The 16,198-nt window shown below is 33.0% G+C and carries 11 protein-coding genes; 1 reads left to right on the plus strand and 10 read right to left on the minus strand.

Annotated features, from left to right (window positions below; translation table 11 throughout):
* Nucleotides 1-173 precede the first annotated feature (173 nt).
* A complete protein-coding gene (priA, locus tag H3T96_RS04950) occupies nt 174-2,342 on the plus strand; it encodes a primosomal protein N' (protein ID WP_144091778.1) in 2,169 nt (722 codons plus the stop codon).
* A 49-nt stretch (nt 2,343-2,391) separates the two neighbouring features.
* Here the strand turns inward: priA and H3T96_RS04955 are convergent, their stop codons facing one another.
* The 10 genes from H3T96_RS04955 to rseP all read right to left on the minus strand — a co-directional run bounded on the left by H3T96_RS04955 (nt 2,392) and on the right by rseP (nt 16,197).
* On the minus strand, nt 2,392-2,712 hold the full coding sequence (locus tag H3T96_RS04955) for a helix-hairpin-helix domain-containing protein (RefSeq protein WP_144091777.1): 321 nt from the start codon (nt 2,710-2,712) through the stop codon (nt 2,392-2,394).
* Nucleotides 2,713-2,865: 153 nt separating this feature from the next.
* Entirely contained in the window at nt 2,866-4,725 is a 1,860-nt protein-coding gene (locus tag H3T96_RS04960; protein ID WP_144091776.1) for a SurA N-terminal domain-containing protein, read from the minus strand.
* Between the two features lie 132 nt (nt 4,726-4,857).
* Nucleotides 4,858-7,293, minus strand: a complete 2,436-nt coding sequence (lon, locus tag H3T96_RS04965; protein WP_144091775.1) for an endopeptidase La — start codon at nt 7,291-7,293, stop codon at nt 4,858-4,860.
* 187 nt (nt 7,294-7,480) lie between these two features.
* A complete protein-coding gene (clpX, locus tag H3T96_RS04970; RefSeq protein WP_144091774.1) occupies nt 7,481-8,755 on the minus strand; it encodes an ATP-dependent protease ATP-binding subunit ClpX in 1,275 nt (424 codons plus the stop codon).
* A gap of 12 nt (nt 8,756-8,767) precedes the next feature.
* The gene (clpP, locus tag H3T96_RS04975) at nt 8,768-9,370 is read right to left on the minus strand and encodes an ATP-dependent Clp endopeptidase proteolytic subunit ClpP (protein ID WP_065737770.1); all 603 of its coding nucleotides are present in this window, start codon (nt 9,368-9,370) and stop codon (nt 8,768-8,770) included.
* A gap of 93 nt (nt 9,371-9,463) precedes the next feature.
* Nucleotides 9,464-10,765, minus strand: a complete 1,302-nt coding sequence (gene tig / locus H3T96_RS04980) for a trigger factor (protein ID WP_144091773.1) — start codon at nt 10,763-10,765, stop codon at nt 9,464-9,466.
* A gap of 107 nt (nt 10,766-10,872) precedes the next feature.
* Nucleotides 10,873-11,901: a UDP-3-O-(3-hydroxymyristoyl)glucosamine N-acyltransferase gene (gene lpxD, locus H3T96_RS04985; RefSeq protein ID WP_086326637.1), complete on the minus strand. Its 1,029-nt coding sequence runs from the start codon at nt 11,899-11,901 to the stop codon at nt 10,873-10,875.
* Nucleotides 11,901-12,389 carry an OmpH family outer membrane protein gene (locus tag H3T96_RS04990; protein WP_144091772.1) on the minus strand — a complete coding sequence of 163 codons (489 nt, stop codon included), beginning with the start codon at nt 12,387-12,389 and terminating at the stop codon, nt 11,901-11,903. The genes lpxD and H3T96_RS04990 overlap by 1 nt, the downstream gene beginning before the upstream one ends.
* 39 nt (nt 12,390-12,428) lie before the next feature.
* Entirely contained in the window at nt 12,429-14,852 is a 2,424-nt protein-coding gene (gene bamA, locus H3T96_RS04995; RefSeq protein ID WP_144091771.1) for an outer membrane protein assembly factor BamA, read from the minus strand.
* 25 nt (nt 14,853-14,877) lie between these two features.
* A complete protein-coding gene (gene rseP / locus H3T96_RS05000) occupies nt 14,878-16,197 on the minus strand; it encodes an RIP metalloprotease RseP (RefSeq protein ID WP_144091770.1) in 1,320 nt (439 codons plus the stop codon).
* Nucleotide 16,198 lies beyond the last annotated feature (1 nt).

Below are 16,198 nucleotides of genomic sequence, written 5' to 3' on the forward strand. Positions count from 1 at the left end.
GATAGCAAAATTTTACAAGTAGCTACTCACCTGATTAAATTAATCATTATCAGAACATATAAAAAATTAGTTTGATTTGACCTTTCAAATCATCTATAAATTTGGTATGTTTTTGCGAGTTAAATAAAAACTGCGTACAATATTACTCTCTTTAAATATAGTTGTGATTATCAATGCTTATTGCTCATGTTGCCTTACCAGTACCACTTTACCAACTTTATGATTATAACTTAACCAAGCCCGCCCAAATTGGAATGCGGGTGAAAGTTCCATTTGGTACCCGCAATGCCATAGGTATTATTGTTAAAATAGATCAACAAACCAATATTGATATTAAAAGTTTAAAAAATATAACTACAATTATTGATAGCGAACCTCTTTTTACCCCAGATATCTGGCAATTATTAAATTGGGCAGCAAATTATTATCATTATCCAATTGGTGAAGTGTTATTTCATGCGATGCCTGTTTTATTAAGGCAAGGGCGCGAAGCTAACAAAACTCAAATCACACATTGGCAATTAACAGAATTAGGAGAGAATATTGATCTGACCACATTATCACGGACACCAAAACAAAAATTATTATTATCATCATTTAGAGACAATACTGTTGATTCTATCAACGTAAGCACTACTATCTATAATGAATTAGAGAAAAAAAAACTAATAACACGCGTAAATGTCCAAGCAGATAATATAATATGGCAAGCAAATTTTTCTGCAAATCCAAACTTGATTAAATTAAATCAAGAACAATGCTATGCAATAGATACAGTCAATAATCATTGTCATAATTTTGCAGTATTTCTTTTAGAGGGTGTCACTGGTTCAGGAAAAACTGAAGTTTATCTCAATATAATATCTAATGTATTAGCTAAAGGTAAACAAGCATTAGTATTGGTACCTGAAATTAGCCTTACACCACAAACAATTAAACGTTTTAAAGAACGATTTAATGCTCCAATAGATATTCTACATTCTGGATTAACTAATCAACAGAGACTAGCTGTTTGGTTAAGAAGCAAAAATGGAGAAAATGCCATTGTTGTTGGTACCCGTTCATCACTTTTCACACCATTTAAAAATTTAGGCATGATTATCGTTGACGAGGAGCATGATAGTTCTTATAAACAGCAAGAAGGATGGCGTTATAATGCTCGTGATTTAGCAATTATTCGTGCAAAACTTAAAAATATCCCTATTTTATTAGGTTCTGCAACGCCTTCATTAGAAACTTTAAATAATGTTAAAAATCATAGATATCAATTGTTACAATTAACAAAACGTGCAGGCCATGCTAAACCTGTAAAGCAATCTATTTTAGATATTCGAGGTTTAACACTTGTAGCTGGCTTATCACAACCCTTAATTGAACAAATAAAAATACATTTACACAATAATAATCAAGTCATGTTATTTTTAAATCGGCGTGGTTATTCACCTTTATTAATATGTCATGATTGTGGTTGGATTGCGGAATGTCCTCGTTGTGATCGTCCATATACTTTTCACAACCAATCACAAAAACTTAGTTGTCATTACTGTGATACACCAAGAGCAATTCCAAAACAATGTCCAAAATGTGGTTCAACTCATTTAGTTCCGGTTGGTTTTGGTACTGAGCAATTAGAAAAACAACTTCAGCTTCTTTTTCCTAACACTAAAATAAGTCGTATTGATCGTGATACAGTAGCTAAGAAAGGATCATTAGAGAATTATTTACAAAGTATTCAGCAAGGTGGTGCACATATTTTAGTTGGCACACAAATTTTAGCTAAAGGTCATCATTTTCCTGATATAACATTAGTTGGTATTGTAGATGTCGACGGAGCTTTATTTTCGAGTGATTTTCGAGCCACAGAGCAATTTGCTCAAATCTATACTCAAGTGTCAGGACGAGCTGGCCGAGAAACAAAAACAGGAGAAGTAATATTACAAACCTATCATCCTGAGCATCCATTATTAAATGTATTATTAAATAATGGATATCAAGAATTCGCTAAACAGACCTTAAAAGAACGTCAACAAACGCTATTACCTCCATTCAGTTATCAAGCATTAATTCGTGCGGCTGATCGCAATAATCATCATGCACAAAAGTTTTTGCAACTTATTCATGACAGATTAAAAGAGTATGGTGATAATTCCTTATGGCAACTTGGTCCTATGCCAGCAAATCAACCTAAAAAAGCAGGATATTACCGATGGCAACTTTTGTTACAACACACAAATAGGCAATTATTACAATTAATTTTAGATAACCTTATTATTGATATAGAAAAATGGAATGAAACATCAAAAGTAAGATGGAGTATTGATATTGATCCTATCAATAATTAATATGTCATAATCGCCGACCGATATTAATAATCGGCGGCTTAAAATAAAATTATAACGCTATTTTACCTACATTTTTGTCCAACGTAGCTTGACCTATACCGGAAACTTCTTTCAATTGTTCGATAGATACAAATGCCCCAAATTTTTCACGATATTCAACAATTTTTCTGGCTTTACTTATCCCTATACCTGTTAAAACTTTAGCTAACTCTTCTGCTGTAGCTGTATTAATATTAACTTGTATAATTTGTTGCTGATCTTTTCTAGTTACTTCATTTTTAGTTACTTCATTAGATGAATTATCCGCAAAACTTAATCCGGAAAAAGTGATACTTGATAATAAAATACAAAAAATTGAAAATAGTTTCATTTGATTAACCTCTTAAAAATAGTTATGCAATTAATATGCTTTTTAACTATCTCATTTAATCAAATATTAAACGTTTATTAATTTCATAAATGAAAAAAGTCACCGAAGTGACTTTTCATTATTGCTGAATTTTGCATTAATTTACGATTTGGATCACAAATTAGCATCTGGCATAATTTCAATTTTAGCTTTGGAACGAATATCTTCAGTAAGGGAAAAAAAGATATTATTGATATATAATGGTAATAATTCAGACGAAATATCTTTCTGTTCATTAGGTGTTTTTACGCCAGTTAATACCACAATAGCAGCACTTTTATCATCTAAGTATTGAACACCAAAAACTCCTTTAGATGTAATTGATGGTACCAAATCAAAAACCATATCAACAATTTTCTTATCCAGTACTTTTGAATCCCGAGTAAGTTTATAACTTTGAGCAAAGTTTACATTTGTCGAACTACCTGTTTCGTTTAATTGCACTAAGATATTATCTACAGTCGATGTAAAACGTTCATTAGCAATATTTTGATAGAGTTTTTTATTAATTTCATCTTGGACTTCTTCAAAAGGTGCTATCCCTTCCTTACGATAATCAACAATTTGAATAACAAAATCAATCATATCAATACCTTGACCAACAGTTATCATTTCCGAAACGTTACCTGTTGCTTGACCATCAACAATCATTTGATCACCAAATGCAACATCCCTAACTTCAGGATATCGTAAGATCGTAGCGATATCATTGTAATAAGACCAATCTGAATTAACAATATGTAAATCAGAATCTTTTGCAATAGCTTCTAATGAATTAGGATTTTTGTTTACCGCAGCCTGAATTTTATTTTCTACAGAATAAAATATAGCATTTAGTTTTTCATCTTCTAGCTTTGAAGTAATCATATGTTTTGCATAATCAAAATCCATGACTCTAGATTTTTGTACATTATCTAATTTGACGATAACATAACCATCATCAACTTTTATCGGTTTAGAAATTTGTCCAACTTTTTTTAAATTTGCATCTTTAAATGCTTGAGGTAGAGAATCATCCATAGTAAACCATCCCAATGAGCCATTCTTTCCATATGGAGAGGTACTAGCGGTCTGATTAACCGTTTTAACAATAGTCTCAAAATTACCACCAGATGATAGATCTTTCATAATATCATCTGCCTGTTCTTTATCAGTGACATAAATTACACTGTAAGCTTGTCTTTCAGGGAAAGAATAATCTTTTTTATTTTTTTGAAATTGTTTTTGCACTTCTTCATCAGTTACACGAATTTTATCCATGTAATTATATTTTTTATTTAAAATATAATTAAATTTAACTCTTTCCTTTCGATAAAATTCGCTCTTATGTTCTTCATAATATTTCTTTTCATCTTCAATAGTAATTTTAACATCATCCATATTTACCACTTTAGGGCTCAAAGTTGATGTATAAACTGTTCTTGTTTGATCTTTTAAATTGGCTAACTCTGAATCTATAGGTAATACAAAACTTGTGTTCACTAAAGCATTAATGACTTGTTGTTGTTGCAAATAGGTTCTCAAGGTTTCACCATAATTATCAGGTGTGTAGCCGTTTTCAGAAATGAGTTGTAAATATTTTTTATTACTAAATTTACCATTTTCAAAAAACACCTGTTGTTTCTTGATAAATTCTTTGACACTTTCATTACTAATATTTGCATTTAACTGCTCAGCAAATTTATAAGATAAAAAATTCGTTATTTGTGAATATAATACATTACGGCGAAGTTGTTTGATAAAAGCAGGGTCACCAGCTGAACTTGAAGTAATTTCCCTTGCTTGAGCTTCAAATTGTGCTCGACTTATCCCTTCTCCATTAACTTTTGCGATGTATTGTTGAGCATCACGCGCATTATTACCGCCCCCAAACCCAAAGAAACCTATCCCTGTGAATATAAATGATAAAATAATTATTGCAAAAATAATTTTAACTACAATATGGTTTGCAGCTGTGCGGATTGTCTCCATCATTTCTTGCGATTCTCCATATATCTAAAGATTAATTCGGCAAGTATAGCATATTTACCTAAATTGGCTATTATCGGAACGTTAAGAGATAAAAAAAGATCAACACTAAGTTGATCTTTTTAAAATTAAATACAATTAATTTAATTGTGTCTGAACTGGAATTTTAGATTTTATTTGTTTAGTTGCCTTTTTAGCTGCATGTTTTAAACTAATTTTATCTTGTTCAAGTTCTATACCAAACGGATTAGTTTGTAATGCAATTGTTATTACTTCATCAATCCATTTTACTGGGCAAATATCAATTTCAGCTTTAACATTATCTGGAATTTCTTCTAGATCTTTCACATTATCCATCGGTATAACAACCGTTTTAATTCCACCTCTATGTGCTGCAAGTAATTTTTCTTTAAGACCACCAATAGGTAATACTTCCCCTCTTAAAGTAATTTCGCCAGTCATAGCAACATCAGAACGAACAGGATTACCTGTTAACGTTGAAATTAATGATGTACACATAGCGATACCTGCACTTGGACCATCTTTCGGTGTCGCCCCATCGGGTACATGGACATGAATATCACGTTTTTCGTAAAAATCACCATTAATACCTAACTTTTCAGCACGAGAACGAACCACTGTCAATGCGGTTTGAATAGATTCTTGCATCACATCACCCAATGAACCCGTATAAGTTAATTTACCTTTACCCGGTACACTAACTGATTCAATTGTAAGTAAATCACCGCCTACTTCAGTCCAAGCAAGACCAATAACTTGCCCAATTCGATTTTCATTATCGGTTTTACCATAATCAAATCGTTGTACTCCTAGGAAATCTTTTAAATTATCCTGAGTTATCGTCACTTTTTTCAACTTGCTATTTAAAGCTAATTGTTTTACAACTTTACGACAAATTTTTGCTATTTCCCTTTCTAAGCTACGAACCCCTGCTTCTCGAGTATAATAGCGAATAATTCCAATTATAGCTGAATCATCTATACTAATTTCTTTTGGTTTTAACCCGTTATTCTCTATTTGTTTAGTAATAAGATGCTGTTTAGCAATATTTAATTTTTCATCTTCTGTATAGCCTGAAAGACGAATAACTTCCATTCGATCTAACAATGGTGCTGGAATATTCATCGAATTAGCAGTAGCAACAAACATTACATCAGATAAATCATAATCAACTTCAAGATAGTGATCACTAAAAGCATTATTTTGTTCCGGATCAAGTACTTCTAACAACGCAGAAGCAGGATCGCCTCGCATATCCGATGCCATCTTATCAATTTCATCCAATAAAAATAATGGATTTTTGACACCAACTTTTACCATACGTTGAATCAATTTACCTGGCATAGAGCCGATATAAGTTCTTCTATGTCCACGAATTTCTGCCTCATCACGAACCCCTCCTAATGCCATTCGGACATATTTACGCCCTGTTGCTTTAGCAATAGATTGGCCTAGAGACGTTTTACCTACACCTGGAGGTCCAACTAGACATAATATAGGTCCTTTGACTTTATTAATTCGACCTTGAACAGCTAAATATTCCAATATACGATCTTTAACTCTTTCTAAACCATAATGATCTTTATCTAGAATTTTTTGAGCGCCCTCAATATCTTTTTTAACTTTGCTACATTTATGCCACGGAATTTGTATCATCCAATCAATATATCCTCTGACTACAGTTGCTTCAGCAGACATTGCAGGCATCATTTTGAGTTTATTAAGTTCAGCCAAAGCTTTTTCTGTTGCCTCTTGTGGCATTTTAGCTTTGGTAATTTTATTTTTTAACTCTTCATATTCATCTGGTTTATTATCGATATCACCCAATTCTTTATGAATTGCTTTTATTTGCTCATTGAGATAATACTCTTTTTGCGCTTTTTCCATTTGTTGCTTAACACGCTGACGAATATTTTTTTCAACTTGCAATAAATCGATTTCAGATTCCATCAATGAAATGAGTAACTCAAAACGTTTTTCCAAATTAGCTGTAACCAGTAATTCTTGCTTTTGTTCTACTTTCAAAAATAATGTAGCGGCAATAGAATCAGCCAGTTGTGAAGGCTCTTTAATCAAACGAATTGAATCAACAACTTCTTGTGTTACCTTTTTATTCAGTTTTGCATAATCATCAAAATTAGAAAGTACAACTCGCATTAAAGCTTCATTTAAATCATCATTTTTGTTTTTTTCATGCAATGTTTCGATATTGGCAATAAAAAAGTCGTCTTCTTTTTGTTCTAAAATATCAACAATTTTAGCTCGTTCAACACCTTCAACTAAAACTTTTACTGTTCCATCTGGAAGTTGAAGCAGTTGTAAAATATTGGCAACAGTCCCAGTTTCGTATAAATCATCAACATCTGGATCATCTTGTGATGGATTTTTTTGAGTAACAAGGAAAACTTGTTTGTCCATTTCCATTGCGCTCTCAAGACAACGTATCGATTTATTTCGACCAACAAAGAGAGGAATTACCATATGTGGAAATACCACAACATCACGTAATGGTAAAATAGGCATAATCATTTGTTTAGTTTGTTTTGTTTTCATTTTTTTCTCTCTAATAGTACAAACCCATTATGTTGATATTGGGATTGATTTTAGATATTCAAGCCTATTGTTATGAGTCAAATATATACTATTCCTTAAACATTTTGACAATATCTACATGTAATTAGATATAATATAAATTAGATCATGCTTGTTAAAGTTTCAACAATAACAAGCATCTTCATAGTTAAGCTGACAACTCAACATCTTCTCGGTAAATTAAAGCTGGTGCTTGGGCTTTCTCTACTGTTTCTTGTTCAACAATAACTTTTTTAATATTCTTCATAGATGGTAAATCATACATTGTATCTAATAAAATATTTTCAACAATAGAACGTAAACCTCGAGCTCCTGTTTTACGATGCAACGCTTTTATTGCAATAGCGTTTAATGAATCTTCAGTAAACTCTAATTCAACTCCATCTAACCTAAATAATACTTCAAACTGCTTAGTTAAAGCGTTTTTAGGTTCAGTTAAAATACTAATTAAGGCATTTTTGTCTAATTCTGATAATGTACCGATAACGGGTAATCGACCAATAAATTCAGGAATCAAACCAAATTTTACTAAATCTTCAGCTTCAACTTGAGCGAGTAACTCAGACTCCGTTGCCATATTTTTACTGCTTTTAACATCAGCTCCAAAGCCAATACCAGTATTAACAGATACTCGATTTTCTACTACTTTATTCAAGCCACTAAACGCCCCACCACAAATAAACAGAATCTTTGAGGTATCTACCTGTAAAAATTCTTGCTGAGGATGTTTACGTCCGCCTTTGGGTGGCACAGAGGCAATAGTACCTTCAATAATTTTTAATAAGGCTTGTTGAACACCTTCTCCAGACACATCTCTTGTGATTGAAGGATTATCTGATTTTCTTGAAATCTTGTCTATTTCATCAATATAAATTATGCCACGTTGTGCTTTTTCAATATCATAATCACAACTCTGTAATAATTTTTGGATGATATTTTCAACATCTTCACCAACATACCCTGCTTCTGTTAATGTTGTTGCATCTGCCATCGCAAAAGGAACATCTAAAAAGCGAGCTAAAGTTTCAGCTAATAATGTTTTACCACTACCGGTTGGACCAATTAATAAAATATTACTTTTACCTAATTCGACATCATTATGACTTGCATAATTACGTAAACGTTTATAATGATTATAAACAGCTACAGATAATACTTTTTTTGCTTTTTCTTGACCAATAACATATTCATCAAGATGGTTTCGAATTTCATGAGGAGTTGGTAATGGTTTACTATTAAATTCTTCATGTGAGAGAAAACTTTTTGTCTCTTCTTTTAAAATATCATTGCATAGCCCAATACACTCATTACAAATATAAATAGATGATGGTCCTGCAATTAGTTTGCGAACTTCATGTTCACTTTTACCACAAAAAGTACAATAGAGTAATTTTTCTGAGCTTTCATTATTCACTTTTACCACCTAGCTAATTTATTATGAACGTTTACTATATATGGCATCCACTAAACCATATTCAACTGCTTTTTCGGCAGACATAAAGTTATCACGATCTGTATCTTTTTCAATTACACTAATATCTTGACCAGTATGCATTGCCAAAATATTATTTAAACGGCTTTTTACTTGTAAGATTTCTTGTGCATGTATTTGAATATCGGAAGCTTGTCCTTGAAAACCGCCTAATGGTTGATGAATCATTACCCTAGCGTTAGGTAAGCAATATCGTTTACCTTTTGTTCCGGCAGTCAAAAGCAATGATCCCATTGAACATGCTTGTCCCAAACAAATTGTGCTAACATCGGGTTTTATAAATTGCATAGTATCATAAATGGCCAGTCCGGCTGTAACAACACCACCTGGTGAATTTATATATAAATGGATATCTTTTTCAGGATTTTCAGCTTCTAAAAATAACATTTGAGCGATAATTAAGTTAGCCATATTATCTTCAACTTGTCCTGTTAAAAAGATGATTCGCTCTTTTAATAACCGTGAATATATATCGTAAGCTCTTTCTCCACGAGAGCTTTGCTCAACAACCATTGGAATCACACCCATATATGGTTCTAAAGGCATTTTTATCTCCTAATTAAACAAAATAGCCCAAACAGATAATTCTTATTTGGGCTTAAAAGTAATCTTTTTTTTTAATGAAGCAGTGTATAGATATTAAGCCACTTGCTGATTCATTAATTCAGAAAACGAGTAGTTTTTATCGGTTACTTTAGCACTAGCTAATAATAAATCAACTACTTGATCTTCAATCGCTACAGATCGAATGTTATCCATCGCTTTCTTATCTTTACTGTAATATTCTAAAACTTCTTTAGGATCTTCGTAAGCAGAGGCAATTTCATCAATTAATGATTTAACTTTTGCATCATCAGCTTTAATCTTATTGCTTTCAATAATTTCGCTAAATAATAAACCAACTGATACACGGCGTTTAGCTTCAGCTTCGAATAATTCTTTCGGAAGGTCGATTGGTTGCTTCATGTTTCCACCAAATCGTGATACAGCCTGTTGACGGAGTACATCAATTTCGCGTTCTACTAATGCAGCAGGTACATCAATTTCATTATTCTTAACTAAACCATCAATAACTTGTGCTTTAATTTTATTACGAATAGTTGCATTAAGTTCGCGCGACATATTTTTTCGTACTTCAATACGTAAGCTTTCAACTGTACCATCTGCGATACCAAACCGTTTAATGACATCTTCAGTAAGCTCTGGAAGTTCAAGCTCTTCCACTTTTTTCAATGTTGCAGAAAATACTGCAGGCTTACCTTTTAAATTTTCGGCATGATAATCTTCTGGGAATGTTACGTTAATATCAAATTGGTCATTAGCTTTATGCTCTAAAATAGCATCTTCAAACCCAGGAATCATTCTACCTTGACCTAATACTAATACAAAATCATTAGCTTTCCCGCCTTCGAATTCTTCACCATCAACTTGGCCAACAAAATCTAAAGTTACACGACTTTGTTCTTTAGCTGATTGATCAACTTCTTTCCAAGTCCCTTGTTGTTTACGTAATGTTTCAATCATAGTTTCAACATCAGCATCAACAACTTCGGCTACTGGTTTTTCAACTTCGATCTTATCTAGATCTTTGATTTTAACTTCAGGGTAAACCTCAAATTCAACAGTAAAGGTGTAATCTTCTCCATCTTTATATTCTGTTGGAGTATAAGTTGGTGCACCTACTGGATTTATTTTTTCTTGAACAATCGCTTCAATGAAATTTTTTTGCATTAAGTCACTTAATGCATCTTGTAAAATCGACGCACCATAGCGTTGTTCAACAATTTTTAAAGGTACTTTTCCTTTGCGGAAACCATCAATTCGTACTTTTTTTGCAGTATTAATCAGCTCTTTATCAATTGCTTTTTTAATATCTTCTGATTTAATGGTAATTGATAAACGTCTACCTAAACCTTTTGTTGTTTCCACCGAAACTTGCATCTTTATACCTCGAAATTATTGAATAATATCTGCTCATGATTATTTTAAATTGATAATTGAGCCAACAAATTTATAAAATAGGCGAGCATTATACCGACCGTAAACGTCTACGTCGAGACATTTAATAGTTTCTTCTCAAGCGCTTTCAAACGTTTATTCATTTCATCAATATGTAACACTAACGAAGCGGTTTTTCGCCATACTTTATTTTCTTGTAGTGGGATCCCAGATGAATATACACCAGGTTCAGTGATAGGACGCATCACCATTCCCATGCCAGTAACGGTTACTTGATCACATATTTCCATATGTCCATTAATAACACTTGCTCCACCGATTAGACAGTGACGACCAATAGTTAAGCTACCAGCCATAATAACGCCTCCCGCAACTGCGGTATGATCACCAATTATATCGTTATGAGCGATTTGGCATTGATTGTCAATAATAACACCATTACCTATAACCGTATCATCCAGCGCACCTCTATCTATTGTGGTTGATGCACCTATCTCTACATTATTGCCAATGACAACACGTCCTAATTGAGGGATTTTAATCCAGTTTCCTTTATCATTAGCGTAACCAAATCCATCCGCTCCTATTACCGTTCCTGATTGCACTAAGCAATTATCGCCAATAATACAGTTGTGATAAACCGTGACATTAGCCCATAATTTTGTATTTGCACCTATTTTTGTATCTTTACCAATAAAGCAACCCGCACCAATAACACAATTATCACCTAATGTAACACCACTTTCGATAACAGCATTAGCTCCAATTGAAATATTACTACCTAACTGAGCAGATGAATCAATTACTGCTGATGCCGCTATATCTTTAGCTGGTGCAGGTGTTGTATCAAGATACTGAGCTAATTTTGCATAAGTAAAATAAGGATCTTTTACAATTAATGCAGCACCTTGCCAATACTTAAGACTTTCTTCTGTCATTACTACGGCAGAAGCTTTACATTCTGATAAATTATTCTGCAATTTTTTATCAGACAAAAAGGTAATTTGACCAGATACTGCACTTTTCATTGATGCAATACCTGTGATAGTGATATTACCATCACCATGTAACTTTGCATCAAGTTGTTTAGCCAACTGTTCTAAACGGAAAGCAAACATTATTTTTTAACCTTTTCCAATACTTTATTAGTGATATCTACCGCATCCGATGCTGATAATGTAGCTTCTGCTTTTAAAATAAGATCGTATTTTTCTGTAGTAACAATACTTTTAACAGCTTCTTGGATTTTAGTTAATAGTTTACCCACTTCTTCTGATTCTCGTTTGCGGTAATCTGTTGTAAATGCTTTTGCTTTATTTTCAAAATCTGAAATTGTTTTATTTAACTTTGTTTTTTCAGACGCTGATAATGTTAAACCATCTTTCTTTAAACGAGCTGCCGCATCGCTAGCTTTCTTTTCTTCTTCACGCAATGATTTCTCTCTAACTTCAAATTCTTTATTCAAAGCTTGCCCAACCGCTTCTCGTTGAGGCATATTTTGTAATACAGACATTACATCAATAACACCGATTTTAACTTCTGCATTTGCCATACCAGTAAACAGTAATGCAGCACTTATACTAAGAACAGATATAATTTTTTTCACTTTCTTCACCTATGTCTATTTATTAATTTTGACATGGAGTTACCATGTCGAACCGATATTAAATTGGAATTGTTGAGCTGAATCACCATTATATTTCTTAAGAGGTTGAGCATAAGAAAAGACTAATGGGCCTAATGGTGACATCCATTGAACAGCCAATCCTGCTGACATTCTTATGTCAGAAGGTGAACTATAATCTGGAATATCCTTGTTCTTAAAATTCCACTCAGTATCCCATACTGTACCTGCATCAAAAAATACGGAAGTACGAATGCTATCTGTATATTTTTCTCCAGCAAATGGAGTCGGAACAATCAATTCAGTACTTGCAAATGCTAATGCATTACCTCCGACTGCATCTTTTGATCTTTTACATTTACTTGTATTATCTAAACCACTACAACCATTATCACTATTAAAATAAACCGCTTTAGGACCAACAGTATTGGCTTTAAAACCACGCAGTACAGTTGAACCACCAGCATAGAAGTTCTCATAGAATGGCAACTCTTTACCCCCAAAACCATCACCATAACCGAAGCGACCTCGAGCTAAGAAAACCCAATGATGTTCAGAATCAAATGGATAATAATAGGAAGCATCGGTGACTACTTTGTAGAATCGGTTATCAAATACAGGCGCGGTTACTTTTGCGCTAGCGGTCACTTTTAAACCATCAGTAGGGAAAAATCCTCGATCCAATGAATTATACGTCCAATAAGCATTTAGTAGTAAATCATTAGTATCGAAAGAAATAGAACGTCTATTCTTCATCTTTTCGCCCATAGATTCAAAATAACGCCACATTCCATATTGAGCTTTCATATCAGAGAGCTTATGGTTGGCATATTCAGTACCAAAGCGAATGAAATTATTTTCGCTAATTGGAAATCCTAAATTTACTGATGCACCCCATGTTTTACTTGAGTATTCTGACTCATCATCATCATCATCTGCTTTATAAGTATTGTAGTAAACACTACCACCTAAGCTTACGCCATCAACAGTAAAATAAGGATCAACAATTGAAACAGAGGCAGTTTTATCCGTATCAGTAGTGTTAATATCAAATGATACGCTATTACCGGTACCTAACCAGTTATCTTGCGAAATACCGGCATTAAAACTAACACCACTATCCGAACCGATACCCACACCAAATTTAATACTACCAGTGTTACGCTCAGAAACTTTATAAACGATATCAACTTGATCATCTATTCCTGGCACTCGTTCAGTATTCGCTTCGACAGTATCAAAAAAACCTAATCGATTTAAGCGTTCCTTACCTAACTCAACTAACCCGTTACTTAACCATGCGCCTTCCATTTGACGAAGCTCACGGCGGATAACACTTTCACTTGTTACTGTATTACCAACAATCTTAATATTACGAACATAATAACGCTGCCCGACATCAACCATAACGATAAGTTTTACAGTATGTTTAGAATCATCCATTTCTGGTTGAATAATGACTCTAGGGTAAGCATAACCAAAATTAGCAAGTAAGCGTTTAACATTATCTTCGATATCGGTTATTTTCTTACCATTATATAAATCTCCAACTGATACGCGCTCATTAGCTATTTTGGCGATCGCATCTTTATGCCCAGCAAATTTTCCTTTGAAATCAAGACCAGATAACTTGTATTGTTCACCTTCATGGATATTAATTGTTACGTAAATTCCTTTTTTATCTGGTGTTAAACTAACTTGTGTGGAATCAATATTAAAACGAGCATAACCACGATTTAGATAAAAACTTTGTAATTCATCCAAATCATTAGCCAATTTTTGTTTCTGATATTTTCGATCTCCAAGCATATTCCACCATGGAACTTCATCACGTAGTGAAAAACGTGAAATAAGTTCTTCTGAAGAAAATGCTTTAGCACCAACAATATTGATTTGATCAATCAATGCCGATTTACCCTCTGCAATGACCAATTTTAAATCTGCACGATTACGAGATAATGGGGTAACTACAGCTTTAACTTTTGCATTATACTTACCAACACTATAGTAGAAATCTTCTAAACCTTTTTCAATTGCCGAAAGCATTGTACGATCTAATGCTTCGCCTTCCCGGATACCAGAGCTATCTAAATTCTTTTTCAACATATCATCTTTTACTGATTTATTACCAGAAAAAGTAATACTCGCAATAGTTGGTCGCTCTTGAACATGAATAATCAATTTACTACCATCTCGGGAAACACTGATATTATCAAAATTACCACTAGCATAAAGGGATTTGATAATACGCCCTAAGTCCGCTTCATTGACATAATCGCCAACTTGAACAGGCATTTCAAGCAATGCGGCACCAGGAGTAACTCTTTGCAAACCTTCAAATTTAATATCTTTTACTATAAAATCATCAACACAAAATGCGTTGGAACTATACATTGCTGTACCACTGAACAGCAAAGATGCTATAAGTAATTTATTTATTTTCATTGTAAATGTTTATAACCTCATCCCATCACAATCGTAAAAAATCGTTAAATAGTGCAATTCCCATTATTAATATTAATAAAAAAAACCCTATGCGAAATAATCGTTCTTGGGTTTGTTCTGATAAGGCTTTTCCTTTTATCTTTTCAAGCAATAAAAAGACAAGTTGCCCACCATCTAATATTGGTAATGGTACAAGATTGATAACACCCAAACTTACACTAATAAATGCTAGGAAATATAAGTAAGGTGTGAAACCATAACTTGCTGTTTGCCCTGCGCTTTTTGCTATTGTTATAGGCCCTGATAAATGTTTAAGGCCAATAACACCTGTTATTAATTGATATAGTGAACCTACAGTTACTTTTGTCGTTAATACTGTTTGCTCAATACCTTTACCTAGTCCTTCTAAAAAACCGTATTGCTTAACTACTGCCTCTGAAGAAGGATATAAACCAGCTACACCTTCACCATTTTTCTGAACTGTTGGTATTAAATTAAGCTCAATTTCACTATTACCCCGCTTAACCTTTAATACCATTGCATTCGCTTTTTTTATTTCAGCAGAAAAATCATTCCAATTTGTATAAAGATGACTATTATAACTGATAATTTCATCACCTACTTGTAACCCAGCTTTTTCTGCAGCCGATTTTGGTACAATTTTACTTACAATTGGATAAACTTCCAACGTTTTAGGAAGAAAACCAAATGCCGTAATGGATGATTCTTTCTCTATATCAAAATTCCAATGGCTAATATCAACACTCTTTGTTACTTCTATCGGATTACCATTATTATCTGTATCAATATAAGATAAAGATACACTATTTTTACCTAATACAGATATCAAGGCTAAATTTACATCATTCCAGCTTTTAATATTAATATTATCAATACTTTTTAACTCTGCTCCATAAGGAATATACAATGTAGAAGCAGGAGTATTGGCGATAGTATCTTTTACTTTTACGGGATAAACCATTACTCCATTTAAAAAAATGATCCAATAAATTATCGCAGCTAAAACAAAGTTGGCAAAAGGTCCTGCGAATATAATTGCCATTTTTTGCCAGATTTTTTTTCTATTAAAAGCAAATTTCTCATCATGGATTGAAGTTTTTTTTGTATCTTCATTGAGCATTCTAACATAACCACCAAGAGGAATCATAGCAATTACGAATTCAGTTCCACTTGAAAATTTATGTGACCATATTTTTTTACCAAAACCAATTGAAAAGCATTCAACATGAACACCACATAAACGAGCAATAAAAAAATGCCCAAATTCATGTACAGTGACTAAAATACCCATAGTAATGATAAATAGCAGCAACGGCCAGAGCAAA

Source organism: Gilliamella sp. W8136, from assembly GCF_016101285.1.
Lineage (GTDB): Bacteria > Pseudomonadota > Gammaproteobacteria > Enterobacterales > Orbaceae > Gilliamella > Gilliamella apicola_N.

What these genes read in the sequence shown, in the direction of transcription:
- lon (WP_144091775.1), bottom strand. Translation starts at nt 7,293, where the DNA reads ATGAAAACAAAACAAACTAAACAAATGATTATGCCTATTTTACCATTA.
- priA (WP_144091778.1), top strand. Translation starts at nt 174, where the DNA reads ATGCTTATTGCTCATGTTGCCTTACCAGTACCACTTTACCAACTTTAT.
- clpP (WP_065737770.1), bottom strand. Translation starts at nt 9,370, where the DNA reads ATGCCTTTAGAACCATATATGGGTGTGATTCCAATGGTTGTTGAGCAA.
- bamA (WP_144091771.1), bottom strand. Translation starts at nt 14,852, where the DNA reads ATGAAAATAAATAAATTACTTATAGCATCTTTGCTGTTCAGTGGTACA.
- tig (WP_144091773.1), bottom strand. Translation starts at nt 10,765, where the DNA reads ATGCAAGTTTCGGTGGAAACAACAAAAGGTTTAGGTAGACGTTTATCA.
- H3T96_RS04960 (WP_144091776.1), bottom strand. Translation starts at nt 4,725, where the DNA reads ATGATGGAGACAATCCGCACAGCTGCAAACCATATTGTAGTTAAAATT.
- lpxD (WP_086326637.1), bottom strand. Translation starts at nt 11,901, where the DNA reads ATGTTTGCTTTCCGTTTAGAACAGTTGGCTAAACAACTTGATGCAAAG.
- H3T96_RS04955 (WP_144091777.1), bottom strand. Translation starts at nt 2,712, where the DNA reads ATGAAACTATTTTCAATTTTTTGTATTTTATTATCAAGTATCACTTTT.